A 15,811-nucleotide genomic window follows, 5' to 3' on the forward strand; every position below is an offset into this window, starting at 1 on the left:
CCACTCCCCTTCTTCCTCCGGTGGTTCCCATGAAAATCGTCGTCATCGGTTCTGGTACGGCCGGAAGCAACTTCGCCCTCTTCATGCGCAAGCTCGACAGGAAGGCAGAGATAACCGTCATTGGGAGGGAGCCCACGATGCAGTACTCCCCGTGCGCCCTGCCGCACGTGATAAGCGGCACAATAGAGAAGCCCGAGGACGTAATCGTCTTCCCGAACGAGTTCTACGAGAGGCAGAAGATTAAACTCATGCTCGGCACGGAGGTTAGGGAGATAGACCGCGAGAGGAAGGTCGTAATCACCGACAAGGGCGAAGTCCCCTACGACAAGCTTGTCTTGGCCGTCGGTTCGAAGGCCTTCGTCCCGCCGATAAAGGGCGTTGAGAACGAAGGCGTCTTCACGCTCAAGAGCCTCGACGACGTGCGCAGAATTAAATCCTACATCGCGGAGAGGAAGCCGAAGAAGGCCGTCGTAATCGGCGCCGGTCTCATCGGTCTCGAAGGGGCAGAGGCATTCGCGAAGCTCGGCATGGAGGTTCTTGTGGTAGAGCTGATGGATCGCCTGATGCCCACCATGCTCGACAAGGACACCGCGAAGCTCGTACAGGCCGAGATGGAGAGGCACGGCGTTTCCTTCCGCTTTGGCGTCGGGGTGAGCAAGATAGTCGGCAGCCCGGTTGAAGCTGTCAAAATTGGAGATGAGGAAGTTCCAGCCGATATAGTTCTCGTCGCCACCGGCGTGAGGGCAAACGTTGATTTGGCGAAGAAGGCCGGCCTCGAAGTCAACAGGGGGATAGTGGTGAACGAGCACCTCCAGACTAGCGACCCGGACATCTACGCGATAGGCGACTGCGCCGAGGTCGTCGACGCCGTTACCGGCGAGAGGACGCTCAGCCAACTCGGAACTTCTGCGGTCAGGATGGCAAAAGTTGCGGCGGAGCACATAGCGGGCAAAGAGGTTTCGTTCAGGCCAGTCTTCAACACGGCAATAACGGAGCTCTTCGGGCTTGAGATAGGCACCTTCGGAATCACCGAGGAGAAGGCGAAGAAGGAGGGGGTTGAGATAGCCGTCGGCAGGTTCAAGGGCTCGACCAAGCCCGAATACTACCCCGGCGGCAGGCCGATAACCGTCAAGGTTATCTTCAGGAAGGCCGACAGGAAGCTTATCGGAGCGCAGATAGTCGGCGGAGAAAGGGTGTGGGGCAGGATAATGACGCTCTCAGCCCTGGCGCAGAAGGGCGCAACGGTGGAAGACGTGGTCTACCTTGAGACGGCCTACGCCCCGCCGGTGAGCCCCACCATCGACCCGATAAGCATAGCCGCCGAGATGGCGCTGAGGAGGCTCCGGTGAGTCTTTCTCCTCTCTTCTTCCTTCAGACCGTTGAAACCCCAACAAAGTTTAAGTGTCTTCCCGACAACTTGGATTTTAGGTGATGACATGAGGGTCAGAGATATGGATAGAATCCTGCTCGGACTTGGAACCGGTGTCCTGCTGGCTTCATCTCTCAGAATCTTCGTGGCCGGGGCGTACTCGAGCCTCGAAAAGACGTTCTTCTACGGGATGAACTTTCCGTCGGGAGTCGGGATACTGCTCTTCATTCTGGCGGCCTTCCTCATCGGACGGATGAGCAGAAAGGCCGGCGCACTGGTAATGGCCGCCTACGCTGTGGCTGTCCTAATAACCGATGCGACCGAATACACACACCTCATAGCGGCCTTTGCACTGCCGGTCGCGCTTTCCCTCGTCAAGGAGCTCGATGTAAAGTACCTGACCACGGGACTCGTCGCTGACCTGAGCCTCCGCGTCCTGGCAGTTGGAGGCGAGCCGGCTGACTTCCCGTATACGCGGATACTCCTAACGGTTCCAATCCTCCTCGGGGCCTACGCCCTCTGGAGAGAACCGGGAACGCTCAAGAAGCCCGGATTCGGCCTCTACGCCTTTGCGGCGCTGATTGAGCTGGGATTGATCTACCCGAACGCGGTCATGCGCTACTCCGGGATCACGGTCTACTACCTGCCCCAGTTCGTGGGCTTCGCCTTTGTAGTGGCCCTGGCGATCCTCTTCGGACCGTACCTCTCGAAGAAGCCTGGGCTGGCCAGCGTCCTGCTGGTTCTCGGCTCGGCGACGCTCTTCCTCAGGCCCCTCTCCCTGGTTGGCCTTCCTCTGGCCCTCGCCTCGACCATTGCCCTCATTGAACGCGCAAAGGGCAGCAGGGGAGGCCTCATCGGGGCATTTTATCTCTTCCTGACGGCCACGCTCGGCATAGGCGCCTACGTGGGGAGGGACATAGGTCTGGCCTTCATGGAGGACAGGCTTGAGGCGCTGATCCTCGCGGCGGCGATAATATACACCCTGAGCGCCTACAGAGAGGGCGTTGAGGTTAAACTTCCAGAGGCAAAGGAAATCGCCGGGGCACTGGCCGGCCTCGCGGTGGCGGCCGTGGTGGTGCTGGCGCTCTTCAACGCTTCTCCAGTCTACGAGCCGGCAAAGGATGGAGTCCTGATCTGGGCGTACAACGTCCACCAGGGCTTCGGTTCCTACGACGGTACTTTCAACGGCTATGAGCTTGTCAACCTCCTCAGAGAGCAGAAACCGGACATCATGGCGGCGCAGGAGGTTGTCGGCGGGATGATCGCCAACGGCTACCAGGACGTGCCGCTCTTGGTTTCTGCCCACCTCGGCTACGCCTACGAGTACAAACCAGCGGTTGAGGGCACATACGGCATAGCGGTGTTCTCCCACTGGCACATGAAGACCGAGGGTGAACTCAACCTTGAGAGCATCGGCCAGGCGAGGCCGGCCCAGAAGGTGTCAATAGAGGAGCCCGGAATTACCCTCGTCAACGTCCACATGGGGCTGAGTGAGGAAGAGCGCGCGATGCAGGCGGAAGAGCTTCTAAAGTTCGCCGAGGCCTCACCGGCGGCCCAGATCATAGCCGGCGACACCAACGCCGAGCCTTACGAGAGGGCAATAGAGATACTCACGCGCGACTACCGCGATGCCTTCGAGGAGAGGCCGCCCTACACTTTCCTCTGGGAGCGCAACGGCGTCAGGGACGAGGAGAACATAGACTATATCCTGCTCAGGAAAGGCTGGCCGGCGGAGGTGAAGGACTACGGCTGCCTCTGCGACGTTGAAATCTCCGACCACAGGCCGATATGGGTGTTGCTCAACATCTTTACCTGATGTGGCTATTTTCTGTATTTTCTTTCGGTTTTACTAGGAAAACCTTATAAGATGTAAAATCCCACGTCATGATGTAAGGTCTGAGGTGTTTTCAATGAGGATATCCACCGGAATAGCCGGGCTTGATAAGATGTTGAACGGCGGGTTGATTCCTGGTAGGGCATACCTTGTAAAGGGAGAACCGGGGCTCGGAAAGACCACGATGTCGATCCAGTTCCTCATGGCAGGCGTGAGGAACGGGGAAAACGTGCTCTACATAACCCTGGAGGAATCTCTAGATATGGTTAAGAGTGACATGGCAAAGTTTGGGTTCGATCTGGATAACCCCCTTTCCATGGCATCGACGCAACCCCCGTCGGTAAGAAGACCCACATATTTGAGGGCATATATTACAACGAGTTTGCGGAGAACTTTGAAAAGTTCTCGAGGGCAGTGGAGGAACAGATAGAGGAACACAAAATTCGGAGAGTTGCCGTTGATCCCATAACTATGCTGAAGCTGACGACAAAAAACGAGCTCGAGTACAGACGGGCATTCTTAGAGTTCCTGAAAGTATTCACGAGGCACGATGTGACGGTGCTCATAACGTCGAGTATTCTGGGGAGAGACCTCGAGGTCGAGGAATACCTCACCAGCGGGGTGATAGAGCTCAGAAGGTACGGTGTGAAGGGTAGGATGGTCAGAGGAATACAGATTTTGAAGTTGAGGGGAAGCCCCTTTGATGAAGATGTGAGGCCCTACCAGTTCACAAACAGGGGCATTGAAGTTTATTCTTCTGAGAGTCTGTACGCTAGGTGATTGTATGAGGCTCGGGATTGAGAAGCTGGATAGTGTTCTCGGTGAGGTTAGGGAAGGTGATGTCCTGCTAATTGAGACAGTGGGCAGTCTTGGGGTGGAGATACTTTCCAAGGTCATTTGGGACAATAAGGAGAAGTTAGCCGTGGTGGTCGTCCTTCCAAAAGGCGCCTCCGAGAGGCGGATAATCCCCACAGACGGAGTGGATCTCCTTGTTATGGGTGAAAACATCCATGCCGAACGGCTCTATGAGATCCTGCATATGATCCGGAAGTTGCCAGGGGGTTCTTTGATTGTGGGGATCAGGTTCGATACCCTTCTACTCTTCCGTCCCCCGGAAGCGGTTTACAGGTTCATGGAAGATATCGTCAGCACCGTCCAAAACAAGAACCTCATCTTTGTTACCACCATCGACAAGCGCAACGTAAGCGAGAGGGATCTGGCGGTGTTTGAAAACCTCTCTACCCATATCATTGACATCACCGAGACCGTTAAGGGATTCAAAGTAAGCCTTGTAATGCGCGTGAAGAAGTCCCCGAATGGAAGCTCCGGGTTCTGTGAGTTTGAGATACACGAGGGTAGGGTCGTCATAGGAAGTTCGCCTGACAATCTCTGAACTCTCCTACTTATTGGGTGCTGGGGGGAATTCGAGCGAACGTGTCCCGGTAGCTAGCCGGATGTATGAGGGATATTGGACGGTGGTCTCTCGCTTTGCGTTCATTCACTGCCGGTTCTCCTGCCGTCCCCGGGCACACAACTTTCGCCTCCTTGCACCCCGAGGAAAGCCTCTTATAAAACTTCTTCCAATCTTTGAGGGGTGAAACCATGTGCGATATTCTAATAGCAACCCCCGAGGCCACCAAGGAAGGCTTTGCCCTCTTCGCCAAGAACAGCGATCGCGAGCCGAACGAGGCCCAGACCCTTGAGTTCATACCGCGGACCAGGCACGATGAGGAGAAAGTGAGGCTGACCTACGTCGAGTTCCCGCAGGTGAAGGAGACCTACGCGGTAATCCTCTCACGCCCCTGGTGGATGTGGGGGGCCGAGATGGGCGTCAACGAGTTTGAACTCGCGATAGGGAACACGGCCGTCTTCACCAAGGTGAAGGTGCCGGAGAAGGGGATAACAGGAATGGACATGATACGCCTCGCCCTGGAGAGGACTAAGAGCGCGAGGGAGGCGCTTGAGTTCATAACGAACCTCGTGGAGCAGGGTCTGCAGGGTGGGAACGGGAGCAAAAACCACAGGCTCTACTACTTCAGCTCCTTCATAATAGCCGACCCAAAGGAGGCCTGGGTTCTCGAAACCGTCGGGAAGGAATGGGTTGCAAAGAGGATCGAAGGCGTTTACTCGATATCCAACGCCCTCACCATAGAAAGCGACTGGGAGGTGGCGTCGGAAGGAATAGATGCCCTCGCGAGAAAACCCAACTTCAACTTCGCGAGGCACTTCTCGGACAGGTTTTACACTCACTTCGCCCACGGGAGGGAGAGGAGGGCCTTCACGCTGAGGAAGCTAAAGGAGAAGGAGGGTGAGATAACGCTCGAATACATGATGTCCCTCCTCCGCTCCCACTCCTTCGAGCCCTACAGCCCGGAGAAGGGCTCGATGAGGGACATATGCATGCACTACGGCGGTCTAACGAGGCCGTCCCAGACGGCTTCCTCTCAAATATCAGAACTCGGAAAGAGCCTCCACTGGTTCACCGGCACATCAAACCCCTGCCTCAGCATCTTCAAGCCGGTGACCTTCGCCGGAGGCCTCCCCGGCCTTGGGAGAAAGCCGACCGACAGGTACGACCCGGAAACCTACTGGTGGCGCTTCGAGGCCTTCCACAGGAAGTTCCTGACCAACTACAGGGCCTATATCAAGGACTTCGCCCGCGAGAGGGACAGACTGCAGGCGGAGATAATCGAGAAGGCGGGGGAGATAGAGAAGACGCCCGCGGACCTAAGGGCACTAACGGAGTGGGCCTTCAGGGAAGAGAAAATCCTCCTCGAAAGGTGGGAGGCCATCCTTAAACCCGGAAGGCTTCCCTTCCTCTTTGGCAGGGCCTGGAAAAAGGTCAACGAGGGGGCGGGGCTTGAACTGTAGCCTCACCCCACGATATCCCCTATAACCTCGGCGATGCGGTAGATCCTCATGACCACCTTTACACCGGCAATTCTGAGCTTCATTATCGTCCCAACGCCTGAGTACCTGATGTGCCCGCGCTTGAGGGCATAGAACGCACTCCCCGCGGGGTCGTCCGATGTGATGATTGAGTTAACGGTGGCTTCGTCGGTCCACACCCTCAGCGTCGGGTCTTCGAGCTCACCCTCTGAGAACTCGGTTATCCTGCCCTCGGATGTGACCACGCCGATGTTCAGAACACTGCCGTTCTCCAGGGCGATCTCAAGTTCAACCCTCTCGTTGCCTCCCAGCATTCTGAAGAATCCGGGCATTTCCTCCAGATTTTCATTGTAAACGTCCACATAGTCCTTGAGGCGCTCGAAGAGTGTGGGCTTGTGGCGTGGAACGTCCCCGTCTCCCGAGTATTCAAGCTCGTTTACCCCTCCGGTGCTTATGATGAGTCCCGTTATGGAGTACTTGATGAACCCTCCGGGTTCGCCAAGCCACGAGACCTCGATGAGGTTCTCCCGGGAGAAGAGCTCCTCGTCCACGTAGTAGACGAGCTCGAAGGCATCGAGGTCGGGGTCTTCGTCGTAGGCCGTTATCGGCTCAACAAGCGCGAGTTCGGCTGGGACTCCGTTGAGGTACAGCCCCACGTTTCCAAAGAACCTGTCACCGTACTCCATCACTTCCGGGGTTGCCTCAACGAGTATGCTCACGTAGGGCTGGTTGTCCGGGGACATCCTGAGGACGTTCAGGAACTCCTCGTCAAGATCCCACGAAACCTGCTCCGGCCGTCTGGCCGTCTTTTTCGGCGGAACCGGCATTTTTACGGGGTCGAGAATCTCCTTGAGAACGGAGAGCTCTATCCTCTCCCTGTTCCCGTGGTCGGATGCCCAGAATACGAGCTGCTCGTCTTTGTTCATTTTCCTGCTGACGTTTACAATCGCCTCGTAGAGGGCCTTTTTGGTTCCTGGACCATCAACGTAGCTTGGGACATTGGAGCCCCACGGGGTCGTTCTTCCATTGCCCACGAGCACTATGATGTCCCCATCGGTGAAACCCTGCTTCTTGAGGGCGTCGTACATCCTCTGGAGGTTGTTCCAGTGTCTTTTCTTATTGGCATTCCCTGCAAAGAGGATGGCGTGCCTGCTCGCCACGTCAGAGCCGTCGGATTTCTTTCCTATCCTTATGTTATCTCCCCTCCCAATGGAGGTGTACTGTGGATGCTCGATGTTCTTCTCCCAGAGTCCATAGGGGCCGGACAAATCTTCCATTTCGGCCCTTCTGGCGATTTCCTTCATCGTGGGGGCATCTTTTCCTGTCTTTTCAATCTCCTCCCCCACTTCCTTTGGATAGAATCCTTCCGGTTTTTGGAAGCCCCCTCTAGTTATTCTGGACCGGCTGGAGGGCCTATATCCATCGGCCAGACCCCATGCGGGCTCATCGTGCTTGGAGGCGCTTAAGAATGCTGCGTCCCCCGTCCCCCTCAGCTTTTCTTTGAGGTCGTCTATCATCCCGCCTCCAAAGCACTGGTTGAATACGAAGACCATGTTTGCGTATCCCTTGGGCACTATCCACGTTTTTATCATGTGGGTAAGCTGCCAGTCGTAAATGTAGCCCCCAGAGCTCGAAACGAGGCTACTCGCATAGCTTGGGGGCTGGTCATAGAAGACGGAACATTTGTCCGCTTCCAGCGAAAGTTTGGTTATGGTGACCTCTATCTCGACCTTCACGTCCTTCCAGGATAGCACGTACCTGCCCGGCTTCGAGATGGTTCTCGATATCGTCATCATCCACCTGTCCGAGAAAGTGCTGACCTCGTTAACATGGAGGTAGAGCAGCATGCTGTCCATGGGCGAGCATTCTCTCTGGCTGTAAAGTAGCTTTTTGGGCTGGAAATAGCCCATCCTGCCCTTAAGGGTGTCCCAGTCGTAGTACAGCATCATCTCCCCGGTGCTGGTTTCGTGCCCCTCAACCTTGTACCTCACCTTCAAGTCGGCGTATCCGTTCAGCCCGTCGTCGTAGTCCTTCGTGGTGGCTATACCAACGAGCCATACGCTCACCATTATCGCCGGCGGGCCGGGTGGGTCAAACCTGGCTTCTCCAAAGGGCGCCGCCACTACCGAGATGGTCAGAATGACCACCAGCAACAAACCTTTTTTCACGTTTGCCACTTCCAACGTTTCTTTAAATAAAAACGAAAATCTGTTCACATTGCTCTTTGTCGTGTGTCATATTAACTTTATTCGATATATGCATCAGAAACTTATTAATATGCCTGGACAGATCTGGGTAGGGGAGTGAGATGATCAGGTTTCCGGACGGTTTTCTCCTCGGGACGGCGACCTCTTCCTACCAGATAGAGGGCGACAACAGGTGGAGCGACTGGTGGTACTGGGCTGAGAAGGGAAAGCTCCCCCACGCCGGCAAGGCCTGCAACTCGTGGGAGCTGTACGAGAGGGACATCGACCTGATGGCCAGGCTGGGCTACAGAGCCTACCGCTTCTCAATCGAGTGGGGCAGGCTCTTTCCGGAGAAAGGCAAACCCAACGAGGAAGCCCTGATGCGCTACCAGGGGATAATCGACCTCCTCAACGAGAGGGGCATCACCCCGATGCTCACGCTCCACCACTTCACGCTCCCGACGTGGTTCGCCCTTAAAGGCGGCTTCGAGAGGGGGGAGAACCTGGAACACTGGAGGGGCTACGTCGAGCTGATAGCTGACAACATCGAGGGCGTTGAGCTGGTGGCGACCTTTAACGAGCCGATGGTCTACGTTGTGGCCTCTTACGTCGAGGGTATGTGGCCGCCCTTCAGGAAGAACCCGCTGAAGGCCGAGAGGGTCGCGGCGAACATCATCAAAGCCCACGCCATAGCCTACGAAATCCTCCGCGGGAAGTTCAGGGTCGGAATCGTGAAGAACCGTCCCCACTTCGTCCCGGCGAGCGATTCTGAGAGGGACAGGAAGGCAGCGGAGGATATAGACTACACCTTCAACCGCTCAATCTTCGATGGGATTCTGACCGGGAGGTTCAGGGGGTTCATGAGAACCTTCGACGTTCCAGCGAGCGGGCTGGACTGGCTCGGAATGAACTACTACAACATCATGAAGGTCAGAGCTGTCAGGAACCCCCTCAAAAGGTTCGCCGTTGAGGACGCGGGGGTAAGCAGGAAGACGGACATGGGCTGGAGCGTCTATCCAAAGGGGATTTATGAGGGGCTGAGGGCCTTCTCGGGCTATGGCCTCCCGCTCTACGTGACGGAGAACGGCATAGCGACCCTCGACGATGAGTGGAGGGTAGAGTTCATAATCCGGCACCTCCAGTACGTGCACAAGGCCATCGGAGAGGGCATCGACGTGAGGGGCTACTTCTACTGGTCTCTGCTGGACAACTACGAGTGGGCTGAAGGTTTTAGACCACGCTTCGGCCTGATAGAGGTGGACTACGAGACCTTCGAGAGGAGGCCGAGGGGGAGTGCCCATGTCTATGGGGAGATAGCGAGGAGGGGAGAAATAAGCGACGAGATGCTTGAGAGATACACCACACATAACCTTAAAGTTTTCCCTCGCTCCTGATTCCCCGAGTGTAAAAAGAAAGGAAAGTCGTCTCTCAGTGTTTGGATCGAGAGAGGTGGGGCAGAAGTTTCCAACGCATGGTGGAGAGGAATCCTGACCATCGTCTATTGTGGTGAAGTACATTGCCACCTCCACGTCGTTGCTGTTAGTTAGTTCAAGGTTCCTCTTGAGTATTGAGACATAGTAGAGCTGATCGGGTGCCCCGCGTTCAATATCCACATTGTAAGTGGTAACCGACTGGGACGCTGATGAGTAGCTGAACGTTACTGACAAAGCGCCGACTACCGGAAGTTTGCTCCAGAGCCAGTTGGCGGCAGAACCCCCGAGGGGAGTTGAATAAAACTTATATCCTGAACTCCCCTGAAAGTCAAAAACTATATTATTGTAAATTCCCTCCCCTGTAGTTCTTATAACTTTCAGTTTAGTTCCCGTGTCGGTCGTGGGAAAGTGAGAACTCAAAAGGTAGTCTGTGAGCATATACCCCCTGTTCAAGTCGCTTTCTTTGAGGGCGTGATAACCGCTCATTGTAATCTCCAGAGGATAAACCCCGGCAATGGGTATACTATCATACCGCTTCCGCCACTTGTCATAGACTGGGATGTTATAGATAACAACCACGTACTTCAACGGGAGATTCAAATACCTATCAAGATATCCATCCTCCGTTCTTACGTATGGCTCCGGAGCGTAGCTAACTTTTAATGTAGAACCCGAGTACGAGCTTCCAAAATCCAGTACGGGTATTCCGTCCACGCTTAGGCTCCACATTGACCTCGTGCTTGTCGTCAGCTGAATACCCCAAGCCATCCCCAGAAGGGTAATTTTTTTGTTCCCTTCGGTTCTTACTTTTAGGCCCATGAATGGAATCCATTCCGTGAAGGTCCTTGAGTCCGCGTAGTAGGAGTCCTTCAGGTACTCCCAGTTCTCGATTATGCAGTATCTAGAATTGAGCTCCTCATAACCCCAAGGGCAGGATGAAGTACCAAAAAGCGAGCGCAGCTTGTATTTCAATCTCGCCGTTATCGGCAGTTTCAACTCCGGCTTCGTGGACGGCTCCGCAACTTTCTCGATTGGAAACATCCCCTTCAGTTCAAGAGGTTTTCCAGGCTGAATACTTCTCACTCCAATCTTCCCATCCTTTGTGAAGTATATTGCCAGTGGGGTGGGTACAGCATGCAGGTTTTTGGTGGGCATGGCTTCACGCCACTTTCTGCTCTCCGTCCTCAGAGTCACGAGGCCGCTGAGATGCCCCTGCTTGAGGAGCCTTACTCCTCCTTTCGGGGTGGGCTGGAATATGAAGACTTTAGCGTCTCCCCGAAAGTAAGCTTTCTCGATGCTCAAAAACTCCGTCGCCGCCATGCCGATGGCAGAGGTTAACAATATAGTTAGCAACAAAACCCCAACTATTTTGAGTTTCATAGGTCTGCCTCCCAAAGTTCTCAATTTGCTCTGATTCCTATTATTAATAAATCTTACTGTTTAAAGTTGTTCAGTTCTTGCCGACATAAAGATAATTGTGAAAAAGCGGAATAAAGAGCATCACGAGATCTTCGATAGAAGACTGAAAAGAGGGGAGAAATAAGCGACGAACTCCTTGAGAAGTACGGGCTGAGGGGGCTTTAAGCCTTCAACCAGCCTCTCAGGGTTTTCACGTCCCCCTCGTCAAACTGGGGCAGGGTATCAAGGTGAGCTTCCATCAGCTCGGCCATCGCCTTCAGCCCAGCCCCCGCATCGTGAACCACGGGATCGAGGAGAACCGCTTTGGCCACCTTCTCAACGTTCCCCTCAGCGGCCGCCTCGGCCGAGAGCCTCTGTATCTCGGCCTGAACCCTGAGGGGAACCAGCGTCTCCCTCGGAAGGTCGACGCGGAGGGGCTTAACTCCCCCCGAAGAGACTTCCGCCGGAACTTCCACGATGACGCCTTCAGGAAGGTCGATATAATCGCGATTGGGGACGTTTATCGCCTCCTGGAGCTTCTCGGCCCCTTCAAGCCCCTCGACAACGTTCATGGCCACGTCCGGGAACTTTATGTAGCGGCTGAAGGCGAACTTCGGCACCAATCCCCTAAGGAAGAGCCTCAGGAGCTTTCTAACCTCCTCGCCCTCCTTCCTCGTCCGCTCTATCCAGTTCAGCCCCTTCTTATCCTCAGGAACCAGCGGCCAGGCGTAGGGGAGGTATTCCCCTATGTGGTTGTCGTCCGGCGATGGAAAGAGGCCGAAGGCCCTGTACAGGAGCTGGCTCAGAGGTTCGAAGTTCGGTTTCCTTTTCAGGGCCTCATAGAGCCTCGGATAGGCGTCCTCACCGTCAACGAGGAGCTCCTTTATCCAGGTGAAGTGGTTCAGGCCGGCGGCGGTGAAGCTTATCTCCCTCTCGTCGGCCTTCAGAAGGGGAGCCAGCATCTCCTTTCTTTCCAAATAGCCGGTGCAGAGGCCGTAGACGTTCTTCAGCCTGGTGTAGTTCCCGACGGCGTAGGTCACCCTCGGCTCGGGGTTGGAGTAAATGAAAACCCCCGCCTCCCTGTTGATGTCCTCGATGGTTCTCGCTATCTTCAGAACCAGGGGAACGACGCGGAGGGTGTGGCTCAGGCCGCCTATCCCGCCGTTCTCGCCGAGAACCTGCATGATGCTGTGCCTGTGCGGAATCTCGAAGTCTAACCTCCACCTCGGATAGCGCTCCTTCTCGACGGAGATGACCGCATAGTCGACGCCGTAACCCCTCAGCTCCCCGACGTTCTTCAGCGGCGTTACAGTAAAACCCGCCTTGAAGGTCTTTCTTATCCTCTCCGCTAGAGCAGTTATGAACTTCAACCGCTCCTCGTCCACCTCAACAAGGTAAACGTCGGCGTTCTTCAGATACTCGCTCGTAGCTATCGTGTAGAGGCCAAGGGGCGTGAATATACTGCCGGCACCGATGAAGGCTATCCTCATTCACAGCACCCCTGCGAGCGGGTTGGCGTGGAAGAGAACGGTTGGAAGAATTTTCACGCCTTCCCCGTACTTGAAGCCCTCCATCTGGCCGTAGAAACGCGCAACGCTCTTCACAAAGACCTCCCAGGAGTTCCACTCCCGTTTAAACTGGCTTCCATGGGCCTTCAGTGCCCTCAGCTTGAGCCTGAGGACGTCGCTTATATCTTCCACGTGGTTGGGGTTGTCCGTGTAGTAGAAGCCCAGCAGCGTAACCTCCCAGGGTTTTCCCTCTCCAACGCTCGGAAGGGCGGAGAAGAAGGCCGCTTCACCGGCCAGAAGGCCCGCCCTCCTGTGGTCTGGGTGAACGTCGTATGCCAGCCACGGATCCGGGGCGAGGACGAGGTCGGGTTTCTCGGTGCGTATGATTCTAAGTATCTCTTTCCGAAGTTCCTCGCTGTAAGGAAGCCTCGTGTCGGGATAATCGAGCCAGAGGAGCTTTTTGACGCCTATTATCTCAGCGGCTCTCTCCTGTTCCCTCCTCCTTACCTCCTTCAGCTCCTCGGGTGGAAGCTCCCTGCTTCCCGCAGAGCCGTCGGTGAGGGTGAGGTATGTTATCTCCTTCCCGGAGCGGGAGAGCTTGAAGAGCGTTCCGCCGATGGCCAGCTCGCAGTCGTCCGGGTGGGGCTGGATGCAGAGGATTTTCTCGACCCCTTCAAAGGGCTTTTCCACGTCAAAGCCGAGGGTCTCCCTCAGAACCTCCCTGAACTCCCCGGGCGAAACCCCCCGGAGCTTCGCCTTCACGAGGAGGAGGGGCCTCAAGCCACTTCACCCCCGAGAAGCTCCTCGGCTCGTTTTCTCAGTATCTCCCTTACCTCTTCCCTGTCCCTCGGGTACTGGTGCCTTATCCAGAGCCACACGAGGGCGCATAGCGTCCAGAAGAGCGAGCCAATTATGAGGGTGTACTCGTAGGCCTGGGCGTTGGTGTAGCCCGCTTTTCTCAGCGTCTCGATGAGGAAGCCTCCGAAGAGCGGGCCGAGGGCCTTTCCGACGTTGTCTATGATGTTGAAGACCCCGAATACCGTCCCCCTGTCCTCGGGGAGGTTCACCTGGGAGATTATGGCGGTGACGTTCGGCCCGGCGAAGCTGACGAGCTGGAGGAAGAGGAGGGAATAAACCGCTAAGGCCAGCCACTGCGCTGGGGAGAGTTGGGGAGGTAGGGGGTAGACGATGACGCCTATGGCCGCGAGCATGCCGAGGAAGATGGCCGCCCCGGTCACAAGGGCCCTTCCTCCGGGGGTTCTCCTCTCGAAGTAATCTCCAACGTAGCCTCCGAGGAGGGTTCCTATGACCGTCGCTATTCCGAGGATCAGCAGAACGAATGTCGCGGTGTCCTTTTCCATTCCCCTCGTCACTATGAGGAATGAGACGAGCCAGTACATGAGAACCCCCCAGGGGACGGTTCCGGCCAGTCCCTGGAGGAAGATCAGGAGGTTGGTCTTGGTTCTGAAGGACTTCCTGATGGCCTCCCAGCTTATCCTGTAGGTGTACTCCACACCGCGCTCAATGAGCTTCCTGACCTCCTCCTCGCCCGCGCCGCGCTTCGGTTCCTCGGCGACGAAGTAGAAGAGAGGGGCCAGTACGAAGTTGGGAACGGAGGCGATTATGAAGGGAACCCGCCAGCTGGCTATGAGGCCGGCCATTATCATCCCGAAGAGTGTTCCAAAGCCGAAGGCGGTCTGTATGAATGCGTATCCCTTGCCGCGCTCCTCACTCGGGAACATGTCCGCTATCAGCGAGTAGCCGATGGGGATTATCGAGCCGACGCCTATGCCCGTGAAGAGCCTCATGAGGAGGAGCTCGTAGTAGTTGCTCACGAAGGCCGTCAGGAAGCACGGAATCTCGCCGATGAGGACGCCGATGACGAGGAGCCTTTTCCTCCCTTTGATGTCCGAGAGGAAGCCCCAGACTATCGTTATGAGGGCGCTCGTGGCGACGAATATCGTTGAGACGAGCCCCATCTGGGTCTCGCTTATCCCGAACTCGGCCATTATCTGCTGATAGTTGGGAGGTAGAAGGTTCTGGTCGGCCATCAGAAAGGCCGCCATCAGGACGAGAAGGAGTATGGAAAGCCTGTTTCTAAGATTCCTCATTCACCATCCCTCCAGGCTTCGTAGATGGCCCTAAACGCGTCGAGCCTCCTCTCGGGCAGGGGCTCCCAGCCCCGGGCATCGCTGTTCTCCGCTAGGAAGGCCTCTTCTCCCACCAGATCCCGTGAGAGGAAGTTCAGCCTGGCGTTGCCCTCGTCCAGCTTCCAGATGTCAAGGCTCTTATCGGGCGCCCAGCTCGAAGTCCTCAGGTAGAGCCTCCGCCCGGAGTGGGGCAGCTCGCTCGGTAGCTTCACCTCCCTCCCGAGGGCCTCGAAGACCTCCAGGAAAGAATCTGCGGTTATCAGGTAGTCCGCCAGGGGCCGGTAGCCTAGGAACTCTATATCCGTGCCGTAGAGGACGATGTCGTCGAGGTTTTTCAGCCATTTTGCCCCCTTCTTCGGGTTCATCAGCGGGAATCTGCCGGCGGAGAGCATCACGACGGTGTTCACGTTCACCCAGATCGGGATTCCGGTTATCTCCTTCACGGCCTCCAGGGTGACCTTTCCCGGAAAGACGAGCTTGAGGGAGCGCTTCAGCTCCCTCAATCCAAGGAGGTAGCTTATATACCTGTTCCCCTCGCCCCGCTGGGCCTTAATCAGGTGGGGATAGAGAGGCTTCACCGGCTTTATCGCCCTGTTGAGGTGGTCGGAGAGGACGAGGGCTTCACCGTCGATGAATATCTCCTCGTAGCCGTTGTCCCTGAGTATGGCCGGCAGAATCGGGTCGTAGGCCAGCTCCGGCGGGAAGAAAAGCCTTGGGGAGACTTCGAGGAGCTCCTCCTTGACTTCCCTGTCCCTCTGCACTTGGGCATCCACCCTGTCGAGGTTCAGGAGGGGCAGTATCGCGTGGCTGTATGCAGTCCCGGTTATCTCGATCAGCCCGGTGGAGATACCGTCCCTTATCATGCCGATGACGTTCTCGTGGAGGAGCTCAAGGGTGAAGCCGGTGACGTTGAGGGCGAAGGGGGTTTCCCTTCTGAGAAGGGTAGAGATTACGGGTCTGTAGGCCTTCTCGATGACCCTTCCTATCTCCGCCTTCGGTATCTCCGCGTACTGTAGGTTGCCGTGGAGGAGGAGAGCGAGCAAC

At 56.1% G+C, this 15,811-nt stretch carries 12 protein-coding genes; 7 read left to right on the forward strand and 5 right to left on the reverse strand.

All coding sequences use genetic code 11. The features are described 5' to 3' along the window. The first annotated feature begins 29 nt into the window (after window positions 1-29). The 6 genes from ACZ5M3_RS07275 (at window position 30) to ACZ5M3_RS07300 (ending at window position 6,074) form a co-directional block, all read left to right on the forward strand. Window positions 30-1,349: an NAD(P)/FAD-dependent oxidoreductase gene (locus ACZ5M3_RS07275; protein WP_464840804.1), complete on the forward strand. Its 1,320-nt coding sequence runs from the start codon at window positions 30-32 to the stop codon at window positions 1,347-1,349. 87 nt (window positions 1,350-1,436) lie between these two features. Then, window positions 1,437-3,185 carry an endonuclease/exonuclease/phosphatase family protein gene (locus ACZ5M3_RS07280; protein WP_464839023.1) on the forward strand — a complete coding sequence of 583 codons (1,749 nt, stop codon included), beginning with the start codon at window positions 1,437-1,439 and terminating at the stop codon, window positions 3,183-3,185. A 94-nt stretch (window positions 3,186-3,279) separates the two neighbouring features. Then, complete coding sequence (locus ACZ5M3_RS07285; protein WP_464839024.1) at window positions 3,280-3,633, forward strand: RAD55 family ATPase; 354 nt, start codon at window positions 3,280-3,282, stop codon at window positions 3,631-3,633. Beyond that, window positions 3,618-3,983 (forward strand): RAD55 family ATPase, encoded by a 366-nt coding sequence (locus ACZ5M3_RS07290; RefSeq protein WP_464839025.1) that lies wholly within the window; start codon window positions 3,618-3,620, stop codon window positions 3,981-3,983. The genes ACZ5M3_RS07285 and ACZ5M3_RS07290 overlap by 16 nt, the downstream gene beginning before the upstream one ends. A 4-nt stretch (window positions 3,984-3,987) precedes the next feature. Continuing rightward, window positions 3,988-4,596: a hypothetical protein gene (locus ACZ5M3_RS07295; RefSeq protein WP_464839026.1), complete on the forward strand. Its 609-nt coding sequence runs from the start codon at window positions 3,988-3,990 to the stop codon at window positions 4,594-4,596. Window positions 4,597-4,805: 209 nt separating this feature from the next. Then, the gene (locus ACZ5M3_RS07300) at window positions 4,806-6,074 is read left to right on the forward strand and encodes a C69 family dipeptidase (protein ID WP_464839027.1); all 1,269 of its coding nucleotides are present in this window, start codon (window positions 4,806-4,808) and stop codon (window positions 6,072-6,074) included. Window positions 6,075-6,076: 2 nt separating this feature from the next. Here ACZ5M3_RS07300 and ACZ5M3_RS07305 read toward each other — a convergent pair whose 3' ends face one another. Next, entirely contained in the window at window positions 6,077-8,260 is a 2,184-nt protein-coding gene (locus ACZ5M3_RS07305) for a hypothetical protein (protein ID WP_464839028.1), read from the reverse strand. A gap of 140 nt (window positions 8,261-8,400) precedes the next feature. Here ACZ5M3_RS07305 and ACZ5M3_RS07310 point away from each other — a divergent pair, with 140 nt between their 5' ends. Beyond that, a complete protein-coding gene (locus ACZ5M3_RS07310; RefSeq protein WP_464839029.1) occupies window positions 8,401-9,672 on the forward strand; it encodes a glycoside hydrolase family 1 protein in 1,272 nt (423 codons plus the stop codon). 1,619 nt (window positions 9,673-11,291) lie between these two features. Here ACZ5M3_RS07310 and ACZ5M3_RS07315 read toward each other — a convergent pair. The 4 genes from ACZ5M3_RS07315 to ACZ5M3_RS07330 are packed head-to-tail and all read right to left on the reverse strand — an operon-like array spanning window position 11,292 to window position 15,810. Then, the gene (locus tag ACZ5M3_RS07315; protein WP_464839030.1) at window positions 11,292-12,599 is read right to left on the reverse strand and encodes a family 4 glycosyl hydrolase; all 1,308 of its coding nucleotides are present in this window, start codon (window positions 12,597-12,599) and stop codon (window positions 11,292-11,294) included. Next, window positions 12,600-13,397 (reverse strand): PIG-L deacetylase family protein, encoded by a 798-nt coding sequence (locus tag ACZ5M3_RS07320; RefSeq protein WP_464839031.1) that lies wholly within the window; start codon window positions 13,395-13,397, stop codon window positions 12,600-12,602. Then, a complete protein-coding gene (locus ACZ5M3_RS07325) occupies window positions 13,394-14,728 on the reverse strand; it encodes an MFS transporter (RefSeq protein WP_464839032.1) in 1,335 nt (444 codons plus the stop codon). The genes ACZ5M3_RS07320 and ACZ5M3_RS07325 overlap by 4 nt, the downstream gene beginning before the upstream one ends. Further along, entirely contained in the window at window positions 14,725-15,810 is a 1,086-nt protein-coding gene (locus tag ACZ5M3_RS07330) for a hydrolase (protein WP_464839033.1), read from the reverse strand. Before ACZ5M3_RS07330 ends, ACZ5M3_RS07325 begins: the two co-directional genes overlap by 4 nt. Between the last annotated feature and the right edge of the window lies 1 nt (window position 15,811).

Source organism: Thermococcus coalescens, from assembly GCF_055392585.1.

Bases quoted from the DNA above. Each gene is read 5' to 3' on its own strand.
- ACZ5M3_RS07275 (WP_464840804.1), top strand. From the start codon at position 30: ATGAAAATCGTCGTCATCGGTTCTGGTACGGCCGGAAGCAACTTCGCC.
- ACZ5M3_RS07280 (WP_464839023.1), top strand. From the start codon at position 1,437: ATGAGGGTCAGAGATATGGATAGAATCCTGCTCGGACTTGGAACCGGT.
- ACZ5M3_RS07285 (WP_464839024.1), top strand. From the start codon at position 3,280: ATGAGGATATCCACCGGAATAGCCGGGCTTGATAAGATGTTGAACGGC.
- ACZ5M3_RS07295 (WP_464839026.1), top strand. From the start codon at position 3,988: ATGAGGCTCGGGATTGAGAAGCTGGATAGTGTTCTCGGTGAGGTTAGG.
- ACZ5M3_RS07300 (WP_464839027.1), top strand. From the start codon at position 4,806: ATGTGCGATATTCTAATAGCAACCCCCGAGGCCACCAAGGAAGGCTTT.
- ACZ5M3_RS07310 (WP_464839029.1), top strand. From the start codon at position 8,401: ATGATCAGGTTTCCGGACGGTTTTCTCCTCGGGACGGCGACCTCTTCC.
- ACZ5M3_RS07315 (WP_464839030.1), bottom strand. From the start codon at position 12,599: ATGAGGATAGCCTTCATCGGTGCCGGCAGTATATTCACGCCCCTTGGC.
- ACZ5M3_RS07325 (WP_464839032.1), bottom strand. From the start codon at position 14,728: ATGAGGAATCTTAGAAACAGGCTTTCCATACTCCTTCTCGTCCTGATG.